A 15,487-nucleotide genomic window follows, 5' to 3' on the forward strand; every position below is an offset into this window, starting at 1 on the left:
TCACCGGACGCTCACCTTCGCCCCCCGGTAGATCGGGCCGACCAGGACGCTGCTCCAGTCGGGCAGGGACTGCGGGACCTCCCGCAGGGCGGGCGCGACCAGCTCGTTCACCAGGGCGTTCTCCTGCGGGGAGTTGGGCAGGCCGAGGCCGCCGGGGGTGACCGCGACCGGCGCGGCGCGTCCCGGGGGCGCGGCCTGGCCGCGGGCCGCCGCGCCGCCGGACGGGTCGTACGGGACGGGGTAGCAGCGCGGCCCGCCGCCCGCCGTGTACCGCGGCGTGTCCCTGCCCGGGATGTAGCGGCCCTTGGACGGGACGGAGGTGACGTCCACCTGCAGGCCGGGCCGGTCCGTGCCCTTGCCCAGCGCCCGGTCCATCTCCGGGATGAAGTCGTTCAGCATCGAGAACACGCAGGGGAACTCGGGCGAGTACCGCGCCAGCACCTCCAGCGACCCGCGGCTCGTGGACGCCAGCTGGATCATGTTGGCGGAGTTCTCGCGCAGGAACGTGGTGAGGTCCTGCGCCCCGGAGGTGACGGTGGAGTACAGCTCGCTGAGGTTGCGGCGCTGGTCGACGACGGTGCGGCTGGTCGCGGTGAAGTCGTACAGCGCGTCCAGGATGTCGGGGGTCGCGTCGGCGTAGTTGTGGCTGAACGCGACGAGCTCGTGGATGTTGCGGTTGAGCGCGGGCAGGTCGGGGTTGAACTTCTTCAGGTACGCGTCGAGCGTGACCAGCGTCTGGCCCAGCTCGTCGCCGCGTCCCTCCAGGGCCTGCGACATCGCGGTCAGCGTCGCCGACAGCTTGGCGGGCTGGACGGCGGTCAGCAGCGGCAGCGTGTTGTTGAGGACCTCCTGGAGCTCCACCGCGTTGGCCGTGCGGTCCTCGGTGATGACGCTGCCGTCGGTGAGCCGGTCCGCCGCCGGCTGCGCGGGGATCATCAGCGCCACGAACCGCTGCCCGAACAGCGTGGTCGGGAGCATCTGCGCGGACACGTTCCGCGGGATCCGCCGCACCGTCTCGGGCTTGAGTGCCAGCGTCAGCCGGGCGCCCGAGCCGTCGGCGGTGATCTCCCGGACCTCGCCGACGACCACGCCGCGCACCTTGACGTCGGCGTGCCGGTGCAGCTCGTTCCCGACCGACCCGGTGCGCAGCGTCACCATCGTCGCGTCGGTGAACCGCTTCTGGTAGATCGCGACGGCCAGCCACACCAGCAGCGCGGGGACCAGCAGGAACACCACGCCCTGCAGCCGCCGCGACACCGTCGCCAGGGGGCCTTCACGCATCGCCGGTCACCTCCCTCGGCGCGCTCATCCGGCGACCTTCACCGTCGTCGTGGCGCCCCAGATCGCCAGGCTGAGGAAGAAGTCGGTCACGCTGATCAGCACGATCGCGGTGCGGACCGCGCGGCCCACCGCCACGCCGACGCCGGCGGGGCCGCCGCTCGCGCGGTAGCCGTAGTAGCAGTGCGCGAGGATCACCATCACGCTGAAGATCAGCACCTTGAGGAACGACAGCACCACGTCGGTGGGCGACAGGAACACGTTGAAGTAGTGGTCGTAGGTGCCCGCCGACTGCCCGTTCACCCAGATGGTGACCTGCCGGGACGCCAGGTAGGAGCTGAGCAGCCCGATCCCGTACAGCGGGATGATCGCCACCGTGCCCGCGATGATCCGGGTGGTGACCAGGTAGGGCAGCGACGGGATGCCCATGCCCTCCAGCGCGTCGATCTCCTCGTTGATCCGCATCGCGCCGAGCTGGGCGGTGAAGCCCGCGCCGACCGTCGCCGACAGCGCCAGCCCGGCCACCAGCGGCGCGATCTCCCGGGTGTTGAAGTAGGCCGACACGAACCCGGTGAACGCCGAGGTGCCGATCTGGTTGAGCGCCGCGTACCCCTGGAGGCCGACGACCACGCCGGTGAACAGCGTCATCGCGAACATCACGCCGACCGTGCCGCCGATCACCGCCAGCGCGCCCGACCCGAACGCGACCTCGCCCAGCAGCCGCTGCACCTCCTTGAGGTAGCGGCGCAGCGCGCGCGGCGTCCACAGCAGCGCCCGCACGTAGAAGCCGAGCTGGTCGCCGGGCTGGTCGAGCCAGGCGAACCACGATCCGGGACGGCGCAGGCGGGAACCGGTCGAGACCATCCCCTCACGCCCCCTTCGGCGGGACGACCTGGAGGTAGATCGCGGTCAGCACCAGGTTGACGAAGAACAGCAGCAGGAAGGTGATCACGACCGACTGGTTGACCGCGTCCCCCACGCCCTTGGGCCCGCCTCTGGGGTTGAGCCCGCGGTAGGCCGCCACGACCCCGGCGATGAAGCCGAACAGCAGCGCCTTGAACTCGCTGATGTAGAGGTCGGGCAGCTGCGCCAGCGCGGAGAAGGACGCCAGGTACGCGCCGGGCGTGCCGCCCTGCAGGATGACGTTGAAGAAGTAGCCGCCGAGGACGCCGACGACCGAGACCAGGCCGTTCAGCAGCACCGCCACCAGCATCGCCGCCAGCACCCGCGGCACGATCAGCCGCTGGATCGGCGAGACGCCCATGACCTCCATCGCGTCCATCTCCTCGCGGATCGTCCGCGAGCCGATGTCGGCGCAGATCGCCGAGCCGCCCGCGCCGGAGATCAGCAGCGCCACGATGATCGGGCTGGCCTGCTGGATCACCGCGAGCACGCTGGCGCCGCCGGTGAACGACTGCGCGCCCAGCTGCTGCGCCAGCGACCCGACCTGCAGCGCGATCACCGCGCCGAACGGGATGGACACCAGCGCGGTCGGCAGGATCGTGACCGAGGCGATGAACCAGAACTGCTCCACCAGCTCCCGGGCCTGGAAGGGGCGCCGGAACATCTGCGTGAGCACGGTGGCGCCGAGCGCGAACAGCCGTCCCGTCTCGCGCAGGGCCCCGGCACCGGGCACCCCGGACTGCGACACCATCACGACCACCCCCCGCGGGGGCGCCGCTGGCCGCCGGACGAGTCGTTCATGGGCGGCCTCCCCTCACGGGGGGCAGCAGGCTGTTCAAAATCGCCTCCTGGGCTGCGGGGGGAAGCTGCGCGAGCATGGTCATCACGCGTTCGCGGCGCCGGGTGACCGCCCTGCGCTCGGGCATGCCGGGGCTCGGCTCCAGCTGCGGGACGATCTCGGGCACCCCGGACGCCGGCCGCGCCAGCCGCGCCTCGGCGGCCAGCTCGGAGGCGTCCTTCTCCTCGCTCATCCCGATCGGGCCGTGCCGGTTGCCCCGCAGGAACTGCGCGACCACCGGCTCCTCGCTGGTCAGCAGGACCTCGCGGGGCCCGAAGGTGACCAGGTCGCGGCGGAAGAGCATGCCGATGTTGTCGGGGACGGTCGAGGCGATCTCGATGTTGTGGGTGACGATCAGCATCGTCGCGTCGATCCGCGCGTTCAGATCGATGAGCAGCTGGGACAGGTAGGCGGTGCGGACGGGGTCGAGGCCGGAGTCGGGCTCGTCGCACAGGATGATCTGCGGGTCCAGCACCAGCGCCCGGGCCAGCCCGGCCCGCTTGCGCATGCCGCCGGAGATCTGGCCGGGCAGCTTGCGCTCCTGGCCGGCCAGGCCCACCATCTCCATCCGCTCCAGGACGATCCGCCGGACCTCCGACTCCTTCTTGCGGGTGTGCTCGCGCAGCGGGAAGGCGATGTTGTCGAACAGGTTCATCGAGCCGAACAGGGCGCCGTCCTGGAACATCAGGCCGAACCGCTTGCGCGTCTCGTAGACCTTGCGGTCGGGGTCGTTCACCATGTCGACGCCGTCGATCAGCACCCGGCCGCGCTCGGGCTTGAGCAGCCCGATCAGCGACTTGAGGAAGACGGTCTTGCCGGTGCCCGAGGGCCCGAGCAGCACGCTCACCTCGCCGGCGGGCAGCGTCAGCGACACCTCCCGCCAGATGGTCTGCCGGCCGAAGGACTTGGTCAGCCCCTCGACGACGACTTCTATGCCCATTCCGCGGACTCGAACATCGAAGGAACTCCCCATTCCGGCCGCATATATCGGCGATCGCCCGCGCGTTGAATCGCGCACCGAAACGGCGATTGCCGGGGAACCGTTCGCCACGCCTTCCCTACTGGCGGGTACGCTACTTGTGCGGCATGACGGACGCAAGCAACACCGGTGAATCCAATATCGGCCTGTGACTTCGTTGTCACCGATTGACAATGCCTACCAGAGGGTTTATCTCCAAGTGCGCGCCCGACCGGAAGCCCTGCCATCGACCCAGGTCCACGCGCCACCACGGGCTCCCGCACAGGCGCCTCCACCGCCCCGGGAAAGGACTAACCTGGTCACGGAGCAGGCGTGCGCAACAGAATGACGCTCGGCCCGATCGGCATTTTCTAGATCGAGTACAGAACGCAGTTCAAATCACCGCGCATAATGCTCCGCGAGCACGCGGAGCGCCGCGGAGAACACCGGGCGATCTCGATGTGACGGCCACGAACGGGAACGTTCCGCCCATCGGGCCGGTGAACGGGGCGCCCGGAGCGGTGCTAGCATCCCGCCATGACCTTCTTCTTCCTGCGTTGAGGATCCGCCGGCGAGGCGAGGAACCCCCGCCGCCGGCGATGCGGGGCGGCGCGGCGCCGTCCCGGGTCCCGACGTGGGAGAAGAACGATCACCATGCGCACCCGTGCGCCCTTTTCCACCGCCCCCTGCCTGGTGGCGCGGTGCGTCCGCGGGCTGGAGCCCGCCCTGGCCGCCGAGATCCTCCGCAACGGGCTCGGCACGATCACCCGTCTCGGCCATCGCGAGGTGCACTTCAGCGCGCAGCACTCCGCGCTTGAAGCGACCGACCTGCGCACCGCCGACGACGTGTTCGTCCTGGCCGCCCGCATGCCCGACCCGGGCCCGTCCAAGACCGACCTGAACACAGCGCTCACCGACCTGGCGGCCCAGGCCGACCTGCGGCACGCACCGACCATCACCGGGGTCGAGGTGTCCGCGTCCTTCCTCGGACGCCGCAACTACAACCGCCACGACGCCGAGGACGCCGTCGGGTCCGCCCTTGCCTCCCGCCTGAACGTCCCCTACCACTCCAGGCGGAACGGCAGCGCACCCCCGCCCGCCTACAGCGGGTGGCGGCTCACCCTTGACGGCACCCACGCCACCCTCTTGCTGCGCATCGCAGACCACCCGCTGCACCGCCGCGCGTACAAACGCCACACGATCCCCGGCACGCTGCACCCGCCCGTGGCCGCCGCCATGGCCCACCTGGCCGAGATCGACCCGGGCCACATCGTCCTGGATCCGTGCTGCGGCGCGGGCACACTCCTCATCGAGGCCGCCCACCTGCAACCGGCGGCCCGCTACCGCGGATTCGACGCCGCACAAGCCTCTCTCCAGGCCGCACGCGCCAACGCCAAGGGGCTCAAGGGCCTACCCAGGGTCGACCTGCGCCGGGCCGACGCAGGCGCCCTCCCTCTCAAGGACGCGAGCATCGACCGCGTCATCTCCAACCCGCCGTGGGGAACCCAGGTGAACCCGTCCGGCCTTCTCGCCCGCGACCCCGCCCGCCTGTGGTCGGAACTGCGCCGCGTACTCGCGCCCAAGGGAATCGCCGTCGTCCTCATCCCCGACCCCGGCGCCCTGACCTCCGCTTTCAAGAACGGGCTGACAGCCGTCCACCTACAACAAGTGAGAGTCTCCGGCACCCACTCGCACCTGACCCAACTACGCCCCCGCTGACCCCCTCAGAACTCATCCGTCGGCAGCACGCCCTCGAGCGGCGCCGGAATGGCCAGCGCCTCCCCGACCACGACCGAGGAACTGTGGGTGTAGTCGCCTCCGCGAGGCTCGGAGAAGATGGTGACCTTGCCGTCCAGCCGGTCGACCAGCAGGTAGAGCGGAATGTCGGCGGCGGCGTACCCGCGGCGCTTGGGACCGCGGTCGCGTTCGGCGCCCTTGAGGCTCCGGCCGTCCCTGGAGGTGACTTCCAGCACCATCAGAACGCCCTCGGGTTTGCTGTGCCACTCACGCCCCGCGAACGCCCCTTTGGGCGCCGCGATGCCGTCGGGCACGTACTCCCCCTCCGGGCTGATCAGCGTCAAGTTGCGATGCAGCCGGAGCCCGTGGGCGTTCCGCACCCAGTCGTCCACCGCCACCACGATCGTCTCGTGCTGCCCATCCGGGCTCGGCGAAACAATGATCTCCCCATCTACCAGTTCCGCCCGGAAACCGGGAGCCACTTCAAGCGCGGCGAACACCTCGCGGAGGTCGTCCCGGTCGAACGGCGCCGTCATCACAGGTCCCCTCGTGGGGTTGCAGCGGTGGTGACGCCGTACCGAACAGAGCAGCACCGGCCACCACAAGGTCACGTAGAGCGTCCGGATGGAAACTTAGCGCAAGGATCGGTGGTTCGTACTGGGATGGGAGTGATACGGAAGCGCGATCTCGGGGGCTGATGCTGTGAGGCGTTGACGTTCGGGGGGGAGGCGAGCATGACGGTTCGGCGGCCGTCCCCTCCCCCCTTCTCCAGAGGGGGGAGGGGACGGAGCACAGGACGCTTCTGGTGGGCGGCCCCGGGTCAGCGCATGGTCTGGCCTATGCCGTGCATGTTGCCCTCACTGTCGCGGAACCAGGCGGCCCGTTCACCGACCCCGCCCGCCGACGGGTAGTTGCCGCTGACCTGCGCGATCCCGTCGACGGTGCGCAGCCCGGGAGCGTCCACGTCCTCGAACTCGACCCCGCGGCGGCGCAACTCGGCGACCACCTCCTCGATGTCGTCGACCTCCCAGGCGATCTGCGTGTGCGTCCCGGACGGCCCGCCCGCGGACTGGAAGACCGAGAACCAGCCATTCCGGCACTGGTAGCGCAGCCCGCCGGGACGGGTCTCGGCCGGTTCGAGACCGAGCTTCTCGGCGTAGAAGCGCCTGGCCCGGTCGAGGTCCTGGGCGGGCAGCCGGGCGGAGACGGCGGCGTCGGCCAGCGGGCCCGCCGCCGCGCGCCCGGCGGCGCGTTCGCGTTCGCGGCGGGCGGTCCAGTACGCGGGCGTCAGCTCGATGATCTGGAGCAGGTTGCCGTCCGGGTCGAGCGCCGTCCCGAACCAGGCGCCCGCCCCCTCCCGGTACTCGAGCGGGGCGACCCAGGCCACGGCCAGCGAGTCCAGGTGGCGCGCGATCGCCCGCGCGTCGTCGACGTGCAGGTTGATGATGATCCGCGCGGGTTCGGCGGCCAGGGGCGCCACGTCGTCGCGGCCGTCGATCAGGACGCCGACCTCGCCGAACGACAGGAACCCGTCGGCGTCGGCCCTGATCCCGAACGCCCGCTCGTACCAGGCCCGGAGCCGCTCCGGCTCCCTGCTGGCCAGCAGGATGCTGCCGATGGCCGGGGTCACTCCCATGGAACCTCCTCGTTGTACGTTCCTGGTTGTGACCCGACCGGAGGCACGGATTCATCGGTGCCCGTAAAGCGCGGGCCAAGCCGGGTCTCAGACGATCCAGACCTCGTGCAGGGCGCGCCAGAGCAGGCCGTTGCGGGCGCCGGGCGCGGGCGCGAAGACGGCCACGGCGCGGCGGGCGTCGGAGGAGACGGGCGTCCGCTGGTGCTCCTCGTAGGCCGCCACGACCATGCCGCCGCCGCGCGTCTCGTCCAGCAGGACGCGCGGCTCGCGGATCTCCAGGACGAGGCCCGGGGACGCGCCGTGGGCCGCCTCCATCATGGCCGCCAGGTCGGGCAGGGTCTTGACGGCGCCGTCCGGGTCGTACCAGGTGAAGTCCGGCGCGTGCCTGCCGAGGAAGGACGCGACGGCGGACGGTTCCGCCTCGCCGCGCAGCCAGCTCTCGATGAAGCGGTGATGCAGCACGACCTCGTCCACGGCGTTCACGCGGCGTTCCGCCCGATCCAGGTGCGCAGCGGTGTCAGCTCGACGCCGAAGAGCGCTTCGAGCTTGGCGGGGTCGCCTTCGTAGAGGCCGGCGGCCTCGGGGGCGGCCAGCCATCGGTACGTGCTCGCCACGCCCGCCGCGGCCTCCGCGCCGAGCAGCGGCACCAAGCCCTCCTCAAAGGCGTCGGGGTCCACGGGTACGTAGCGGATCTCCCGGCCGAGGACGGAGGTGAAGGCGGCCGCCAGTTCCGGTCCCGTCACCGCCTCCTTGCCGCCGATGTCCACCGCCGCTCCGGCCAGGGCAGGGCGGTCGAACGCGGCGGCCGTGAGGGCCCCGAGATCGTCATGGGCCAGCCACGCGACCCGGTGGGCCGCGGGCAGCGGATAGGGAAGGACGCCGCCGGCGAGGGCCTCCCGCGCCCACGGAGCGGCGAGATTGTCCAGGTAGACGGGCGGACGCAGCACCACGGCCGGGACGCCGCACGCCAGCAGGGCCTCGGCCGCGGCCCGCTTCGACTCGAACGCGGCGACGCCCGTCCGCACGGCGGGGACGCGGTTGCCGGTGTTGAACACCAGGCGTTCCAGATCGGCCGAGGCCGCGACGATGTTGTCCACGAAGCGGGCCACCGCCGCCGGGTCGAACTCCATGGGAAGCGTCACCGAGGCGCGCGTCACCCCCTCGAACGCGGCCCGTACGGCTGCGGCGTCCGCGAGGTCGCCGCGCACCCACTCGACGCCGGACGGCCCGCGCACGCTCCGGCCGAGGCCACGGACGCGGTGCCCGTCCCGCAGCAGCCGCCGCGCGACCGCCCCGCCCTGCGCGCCGCCCGCGCCGATCACCAGATAGATATCGCTCATGCGTTCAGGCTGCCGCTGCTTCTCCTGTACGTTCTATACGCAAAGATCCGGCTTTGATTAAGGATCGTCTGTGACGGTGGAAGTGCGGGAGACGTCCGCCCCGGAGGGCGACCTGCTGGGCGAGTGGCTGGCGCCGCTGCGCCTGGAGGGCGTGTTCGCCAGCCGGTGGACGGTCCACGCGCCCTGGGGCCTGCGCGGCGACCAGGAGCGGAACGCGATCCTGCACTACGTGCACTCCGGCGAGTGCGCGATCACGATGCCGGGGCCGTCCGAGCCGGTCGTCCTGCGCGCGGGCGAGCTGGCGGTCTTCCCGTACGGCGCCGCGCACGAGTTGGCGGACCGTCCCGGCCGTCCCACCACCCCGCTCGACCTGCTGCTCCCAGGCCGCCCGGCCGGAACGGCCACGGAGTTGCGGGTGGACGGCCCGGGCCCGGCGACCGAGCTGCTGTGCGGCGGGCTGCACTACGACGAGACCGCCGTGTCGCCGCTCTACCGCGCGCTGCCGGAGATCCTGGTGCTCGATCGGGAGATGCTGGCCGACGAGCCGCTGCTGGCCGGGACCCTCGACCGGCTCGCCGGCGGGGCACGGGACGGCGCGCCCGGCGCCCGGCTGGTGGCGCTGCGCGCCTTCGAGCTGGTCTTCGTGCTGGCGCTGCGGGTGGCGCTCGGCAGGCTCGGCGACACCTCGCCCGCGCTGCGGGCGCTGCGGCATCCGGGGATCGGCCGGGCCCTGCTGGCGATCCAGACCAGGTTCGCCGAACCGTGGACGCTCGCGTCGCTGGCCCGGGAGGCGAACATGTCGCGGTCGGCGTTCGCGACCACGTTCACCCGCCTCGTCGGCGAGGCCCCGGCCCGGCATCTGAACGGCCGGCGCATGCGCGAGGCGGCCCGGCTCCTGGACGAGACCGCGCTGCCGCTGGGGGTGCTCCCCGAACGGGTCGGCTACCGCTCGGCCGTCGGTTTCCACCTGTCCTTCCGCCGCCACTTCGGCACGCCCCCCGGCGAATACCGCCGCACCCGGACGGCTTCCCGATGAACCGCCGGGACCACCCCGCGGGGATCACGGCATCCGGTTCCGGTTGCACCTTCGCGCAATTTAGCTGCCATCCGTGTGCCCGCGTTCTTGGCAGCTGGTGATAAGCGCTTGAGCGGTCGGAACAATTTCGAGCACCTCTAGAAATCTCCCTTGTCGGTATAAACCGGGCGTCGTACCGTCGGTGCACCCGGGCCGTCTCGCGCGGTCCTGGCACTCCTCGGGAGAGAAGAGATCATGGTGCGGTCATTCCGTCAACGCGTTCTCACGTCGGCCGCGGCGGTCACCGGGATCGTCGCCCTCACGGCGACTCCGGCCCACGCCGCGACCTGGACGGTCAGCGGGGCCGGTGGCCTGGTCTTCTACGCCTCCAGTGGCCAGCCCTACCTGAGGGACGTCCAGACCAATGTCGCCTTCACCTGCGACCAGCAGCTCATGGCGAGCGAACTCAACGACACGTCCGGGCACCCCGGGCCGGGAATCGGCGTTCTCGAGAACTTCGACTGGGGCACGTGCTTCCACCCGTCCATCGGACAGTTCGCTGTGACATCGGAGAACTTCTGGGAGTACAACGCGGTGGCGCCGACCGCGAATCCGGACGTGAGCGTCATTTCCGTGACGGCCATCGAACTCGAGGTCAGCGGCCCGGGTTGCGAAGCGACGATCTCGGGCGGGGCACCGGGCTACTACCACAGCGACACGGGTTACCTCGAGATGGATCTGAACGCGCCCAACCCCGGCGGCCACGAGCTCGTGGCCTCCGATGTCACGGGGTGCACCGGGATGCTGGCGAACGGAAGAACCATGGAGTGGGACGCCGCGTATCTGACTGATCCCGTATATGGCCTTTCCAGCACCCCCTGACCGCCCGGCACATCGTTTCACCCGTCCCGAAGGGAACGCCACGCATGATGCGGCCGATGTTCAAGCGCCTGCTCACACTGGCGGCGGGAGTCGCCGCGGCCGTCGCCCTGACGGCCTCCCCCGCGTACGCGGCCGGATGGACGGTCAGCGGTGCCGGCGGATGGGTCACTTACGGGTCGTCCGATCTCACGTGGACGGTGCCGGCTTCCGGAGCGAGGTTCACCTGCGCCTATCACGAGATGTCGGGACCTATGGACGACACGACGAGCCACCCCGGCCCGGACATCGGCTCCATCACTGACCAGACCCTGACGAACTGCGGCCTCCCGTTCAGCTCGTTCGCCGTGACGGTCGTCGGCCAGTGGCGGTACAACGCCGTCGCCCCCACGGCCGACCCGGATGTGAACCACGTTTCGATCACCGGCGTCCACCTCATCCTCTCCGGCCTCGGCTGCACCGCGACGATCATCGGCGGGGTTCCGGGCCGGTACGACAACACCGACGGCACGCTCTCCCTCGACTCGGCGGGCTCCAACCCCGACGGCGTCGGACTCACCTTCTCCAACGTCCAGGGCTGCCTCGGGCTCATCCAGAACGGCGGCGTCGCCAACTGGACGGCGCGCTACGCGACCGACCCGCCGTACACCCTCACCCACACGCCCTGACGCGGGAGAGAAGACATGATCGGATCGACCGTCAGGCGCCTCGTCCTGGTCGCGGCCCTGCTCGCCACCGCCCTCACGGCTCCGCCCGCACACGCGCAGAGCGCCCCGCGCGCGGCCGACTACGTGACCTTCTTCTCCACCAACATGGGGCTCTGGAATCTGCGCACCCGCCAGCGCATCATCACCTGCCAGGAGCACGAGATGGTCGGCTGGCCCACCTTCAATGCCGTGAACCTCGAGACCGAAGCCTTCACCAACTGCACAGACTCGCTCAACTTCAGTCTGAACGCCCAGGCCACGGGGATATGGAAGTACAAAACCCTCACATCATATCCACCGTCCAGCCTCACCACCATATCCATCACCCAGATCTCGCTCCATTTCAGCGGTGTCTCCTGCTCGATAACGGTGACCGGTGGATCGCCGGGGATTTATGACAGCGCCGGCGCCGCCATGGCGCTCGCCGCGTTGCAGCCCAATCCCGACAAGGTCACGCTCATCGCCTCCGGCGTCGTCAGCTGCTTCGGCCTCGTCACCAACGGCGACTTGCTGGAATGGCGAGGCGACTACACCGTCGACCCTCCACTCTGAGCCGCACCCGCCGGCCCCGTACCGCGGGCCGGCGCTCGGTCGACGCGGAGGAGCCGACTCTGGCCGACCGTCGCCGGCGAGCTCTCGGTCCACGCCGGCGGTCGGCTCGGCTCGGTTATTCACGACGGTCACCGGAATGTGCGGCAGCATTCACGGTCAGTGATTCCACCGCGGCCCAAAGCGGCCAGTACGGCGCCGTCCCACCGGCCCGCCCGCCGACCAGGGAGGATCCGCCGCACCTCCGCTTCCACCTATCATCCACACACAAAGCAAAGCGCGCACTTATATTGCGATGACAATGATTGGAGCCGCTTTCCCGGAGCGCGGGAAATTGCCCGCACCAAGCCTTGTCACCCATTCCGCGCAGAAGTAATGTTCAGTCCGTTGAAACGATTCGCGGAAATGCCGTGACCCGCATGACCGCACCCCGACCATCTTCTCTTTCCACCCGGGTGCCCGCACCCGGGGCGGCCGGTCGGCGGCCCGCCACAAGCGATCGCCACCAAGGCGCGACGACACCGGGGCGCCCCGTGCCGGCCGAATTCCGTCCCGCCCCAGGAGGCAATTCATGGTGCGCCCGTCCCTTCGCAGCAAGGCCCGCCGCTTCGCGACGCTCGCGACCGCCGGGCTGGCCGCCGGCGCCGTCCTCGCCGTCCCCTCCGCCGCGCAGGCCGAGCCGATCCTCAAGGTCGACTACCCGGCGACCGGCACCACCTTCATCAAGGCGACCAACTCCTCGCTGAACCTCGGGCCCGGCACGCTCAAGTCGAGCCTCGACCTGGGCACGGGCAGTCTGACCGCCAACCTGGTGATGCCCCCGGCCCAGGGCGAGTTCAAGCAGTGGGGCGTCATCCCGGTCAGCGTGACGACCACCCTCATCGAGGCGGCCCCCACCACCGGGACGATCGACCTCAACACCGGCAAGGTCACCAGCACCTCGAAGGTGACCCTCAAGCTGTCCAACCTCAAGGTCGCCGGCATCCCGACGCCGGTCGGCGACAACTGCAAGACCAAGACCCCCGCGACGATCAACCTGGTGTCCGGGGACGACTGGAACGTCCTGCAGGGCGGCACGCTGACGGGCACCTACACGATCCCCGAGTTCCAGAACTGCATCCTGGCGACGCCGCTGATCAACCTCACGGTGCCGGGGCCGGACAACACGATCTCGGTGAAGCTGGGGACGCCGACCGTCCCGCCGGCGGTGGCCCAGCAACTCGCCAAGATCGGCTGATTCCGAGCCCGCGCCCGCGCCGCGCACAGCAGGGGCCCGCCACCCTCCAGGGTGGCGGGCTTTCTGACGTGCGCGCCGACCTTTTCACCATGCGGAGCCCGCCGCCCGATCCCCGGTCCCGGCAGCTCAGGGCGGTGCCTCACGCGCCCAGTCCAGCAGCGGCCGTCCGGGCGTGCGAGCTTCGAGCGTCCGGGCTTGGTCCGCCGGCAAACCTCGGTCACCGGGGCTTGAGACGCACGGGCCCGTATGCAGCGGCGAAGGCGCCCGCGGCACAAAGAAGCCCGTGGCCGGAACGCCCCGATGGGCGTCGGCCGCGGGCTCCCGTCCCGCCGGATCACTCGAACGTCTGGCCGTACCTGATGTCCTGCTGGATCCCCGGGTACACGATCGGCTCCACGAACTGGGGCGGCCCCGCGAACCTGGCGCAGGTGGCGCTCTTGTTCCTGACCTGCATTCCCGAGCCCAGCCCCGGCACGGAGATCTCGTTCTTGCTCCGGGAGTGCGTGAACGCCGGCAGCGCCTGGTTGGACGCGGAGATCTCGAAGCTGCACGACGCCGACGACACCTGGAAGGACCAGTCGGCGAAGGCGCCGGTGAAGTCGCCCGTCGCCGGGTCGATCCCGGCGCGGTTGTCGGTGATCTTCGCGGGCAGGCGGCCGACCTCCACGGTGAAGTCCTCGCCCCCGAAGGTCGCGTTGCCCTCGCAGCCGCGGAACGTCACACCGGTCACCTCGCCCATGGCGTCCGGCCGGATCAGCGTCCCGCTCTCGAAGCGGCCGCGGATCGTGGTGGACGAGCACTGGACGACGGCGTTGCCCGTCCTGCCCGCCTGGATCGACACCGGTCCGGACGTGGCGGTCCATTCGCCGCCCGGCTTGATGGAGTACCCGTAGCCGGGGGTCGGGGGACAGGGGTTGATGCGGGTGCTCCCGAGCGCGGGGAAGCACACCGGCCCCTGGGTCAGCTGTATGTAGTTCCCCTTGCCGGAGATGGACGCGGTGAGGAGCCGGTCGAGGTCCTCGCCGACGCCGCATCCGCTGAAGCCGGGGATGTCGATGCTGCCGACGAGCCGTCCGCCCTGGGCGACGTCGTACGGCGGGTCGCTGTCGCTCCGGCCTGTCAGCGGCAGGTACACGGGCTTCTCGGTCCGGCAGTTCGGGCCCACGTCCATGGGCGAGCCGTTGACGCGCACGTCATGGACGCGGATCGTCGCCTCCGCCCAGGTGTTGGTGATGGTGGGCCGGGTGGAGACCGTCGCCGGGCCGACCGAGGCCAGGTTCATGTTGCCGATCTGGGTGATCTCCATCTTGGCGGTCGTCGGCATGAACCCGAAGGTGAGGAAGGTCGACTCCAGCGTGTCCAGGTGGGCCACCGCGATGTGCCGAGCCTGGGTGAGCTGCTCACCGGTGGGGGGGTCCGGATAGTTGTAGAGGTCCTGCCCCACGATCACCGAGGCGCGGCCGGCGATCGGGCTGGCGCCCTTGAGCTTGTTCACGTTGGACTTACCGGAGAGGAACGCGCACCCGGCGATCGGGTCGGACACGTGGACGTGGTCGGGCGGTACCGGCGGGAAGAGGTGCACGAACTTCTCGTTGTACCCGCCCTCCGGCATCGGGTCCGGGCACTCCTCGCCCGGGGCCGCGCGGGTGCGCGACGGGGCCCCGCCGCTTCCCGGGCTCGCGGACGGCGCGGGGTCGGCGGCGTCCGGCGACCCGGTGACCGGGACGGTCACCAGCGTGCTGTCCTGGCCGAGGTTCGGCGTGCACGCCACCGTCAGCGGGGCCGGGGCCGCGGCGCCGTCGCCCGCTCCCTTGAGGGTCAGCCGGAGGGAGAGGGCCCCCGCCGAGAACACCGCGTCGCCCTCGGTCCCGATCGTGGCGGGCGGGACGGCGCCGGCGGCCTCCAGGCTGAGCGAGCCCTGTCCCGGCACCTTCGTACCGGGGATCGTGAGGCCCTGCCACGTCGCGCTGCCGGGCCGTCGCCCCTCGGTGACCAGGACGTCCAAGCCGGCGACGCCCTCGACGGACGTCGCGCCCTCACCCAGGCCCGCGACGGCCTTCTCCGGCAGGGTCGTCGTGACCGAGACCCCCTGCACCCGGATCTGCGAGCGCGGCTCGACCGATCCGGGGAAGGTGCCCTGGACGCGCACCGCGACCTGCTCGGCGCCGGAGGGGAACTGGCAGGCGTACCTGAGCGAGACGTCCGCCCGCTGGCTGCCGACGGCCGCGGCGGCCCCCGGGATCAGGCCCGCCAATACCATCACCGCGGCGATTCCCGCCGTGCGGACGGACCTGCGGGATGCCCAACGCGCGCCGTTCTTCATATCCGCCTATCCGTACGAGAAAAGGAGGTGCGCGCCGGCGGCCGCGTGTTTCGCTCCCCGAGCACGGCTGCACCGGCCGCTTCCTGC

At 70.8% G+C, this 15,487-nt stretch carries 15 protein-coding genes; 6 read left to right on the forward strand and 9 right to left on the reverse strand.

All coding sequences use genetic code 11. The features are described from left to right. From ACZ466_RS07170 to ACZ466_RS07185, 4 genes are read right to left on the reverse strand one after another with little or no spacing between them, the layout of a single operon-like run. Window positions 1-1,281: an MCE family protein gene (locus ACZ466_RS07170; RefSeq protein ID WP_378283831.1), complete on the reverse strand. Its 1,281-nt coding sequence runs from the start codon at window positions 1,279-1,281 to the stop codon at window positions 1-3. Between the two features lie 24 nt (window positions 1,282-1,305). After that, window positions 1,306-2,142: an MlaE family ABC transporter permease gene (locus ACZ466_RS07175; protein WP_378283832.1), complete on the reverse strand. Its 837-nt coding sequence runs from the start codon at window positions 2,140-2,142 to the stop codon at window positions 1,306-1,308. A 4-nt stretch (window positions 2,143-2,146) separates the two neighbouring features. Next, the gene (locus ACZ466_RS07180; protein WP_378283833.1) at window positions 2,147-2,932 is read right to left on the reverse strand and encodes an MlaE family ABC transporter permease; all 786 of its coding nucleotides are present in this window, start codon (window positions 2,930-2,932) and stop codon (window positions 2,147-2,149) included. A gap of 46 nt (window positions 2,933-2,978) precedes the next feature. After that, on the reverse strand, window positions 2,979-3,959 hold the full coding sequence (locus ACZ466_RS07185) for an ABC transporter ATP-binding protein (RefSeq protein ID WP_378283834.1): 981 nt from the start codon (window positions 3,957-3,959) through the stop codon (window positions 2,979-2,981). A 672-nt stretch (window positions 3,960-4,631) separates the two neighbouring features. Between ACZ466_RS07185 and ACZ466_RS07190 the strand changes: the two genes are divergently transcribed. Next, a complete protein-coding gene (locus ACZ466_RS07190; protein WP_378283836.1) occupies window positions 4,632-5,696 on the forward strand; it encodes a methyltransferase domain-containing protein in 1,065 nt (354 codons plus the stop codon). A 5-nt stretch (window positions 5,697-5,701) separates the two neighbouring features. Here ACZ466_RS07190 and ACZ466_RS07195 read toward each other — a convergent pair whose 3' ends face one another. The 4 genes from ACZ466_RS07195 to ACZ466_RS07210 form a co-directional block, all read right to left on the reverse strand. Next, on the reverse strand, window positions 5,702-6,250 hold the full coding sequence (locus ACZ466_RS07195; protein ID WP_378283837.1) for a Uma2 family endonuclease: 549 nt from the start codon (window positions 6,248-6,250) through the stop codon (window positions 5,702-5,704). A 284-nt stretch (window positions 6,251-6,534) separates the two neighbouring features. Continuing rightward, window positions 6,535-7,350 carry a VOC family protein gene (locus tag ACZ466_RS07200; protein ID WP_378283838.1) on the reverse strand — a complete coding sequence of 272 codons (816 nt, stop codon included), beginning with the start codon at window positions 7,348-7,350 and terminating at the stop codon, window positions 6,535-6,537. Window positions 7,351-7,437: 87 nt separating this feature from the next. Then, the gene (locus ACZ466_RS07205) at window positions 7,438-7,833 is read right to left on the reverse strand and encodes a DUF4440 domain-containing protein (RefSeq protein WP_378283839.1); all 396 of its coding nucleotides are present in this window, start codon (window positions 7,831-7,833) and stop codon (window positions 7,438-7,440) included. Further along, complete coding sequence (locus ACZ466_RS07210) at window positions 7,830-8,690, reverse strand: NmrA family NAD(P)-binding protein (RefSeq protein ID WP_378283840.1); 861 nt, start codon at window positions 8,688-8,690, stop codon at window positions 7,830-7,832. The genes ACZ466_RS07205 and ACZ466_RS07210 overlap by 4 nt, the downstream gene beginning before the upstream one ends. A 70-nt stretch (window positions 8,691-8,760) precedes the next feature. On the opposite strand from ACZ466_RS07210, the gene ACZ466_RS07215 reads away from it, so the two are divergent. The 5 genes from ACZ466_RS07215 (at window position 8,761) to ACZ466_RS07235 (ending at window position 13,077) form a co-directional block, all read left to right on the forward strand. Beyond that, the gene (locus ACZ466_RS07215; RefSeq protein WP_378283841.1) at window positions 8,761-9,726 is read left to right on the forward strand and encodes an AraC family transcriptional regulator; all 966 of its coding nucleotides are present in this window, start codon (window positions 8,761-8,763) and stop codon (window positions 9,724-9,726) included. A gap of 234 nt (window positions 9,727-9,960) precedes the next feature. Continuing rightward, window positions 9,961-10,587, forward strand: coding sequence for a hypothetical protein (locus ACZ466_RS07220; protein WP_378283842.1), 627 nt, complete (start codon window positions 9,961-9,963; stop codon window positions 10,585-10,587). A 56-nt stretch (window positions 10,588-10,643) separates the two neighbouring features. Next, on the forward strand, window positions 10,644-11,252 hold the full coding sequence (locus ACZ466_RS07225; RefSeq protein WP_378283843.1) for a hypothetical protein: 609 nt from the start codon (window positions 10,644-10,646) through the stop codon (window positions 11,250-11,252). Window positions 11,253-11,267: 15 nt separating this feature from the next. Further along, complete coding sequence (locus ACZ466_RS07230) at window positions 11,268-11,843, forward strand: hypothetical protein (RefSeq protein WP_378283844.1); 576 nt, start codon at window positions 11,268-11,270, stop codon at window positions 11,841-11,843. 568 nt (window positions 11,844-12,411) lie between these two features. Further along, on the forward strand, window positions 12,412-13,077 hold the full coding sequence (locus ACZ466_RS07235) for a hypothetical protein (protein WP_378283846.1): 666 nt from the start codon (window positions 12,412-12,414) through the stop codon (window positions 13,075-13,077). Between the two features lie 334 nt (window positions 13,078-13,411). Here the strand turns inward: ACZ466_RS07235 and ACZ466_RS07240 are convergent, their stop codons facing one another. After that, entirely contained in the window at window positions 13,412-15,337 is a 1,926-nt protein-coding gene (locus tag ACZ466_RS07240; RefSeq protein WP_378283884.1) for a DUF6801 domain-containing protein, read from the reverse strand. Window positions 15,338-15,487 lie beyond the last annotated feature (150 nt).

This window comes from Actinomadura rugatobispora, assembly GCF_055379765.1.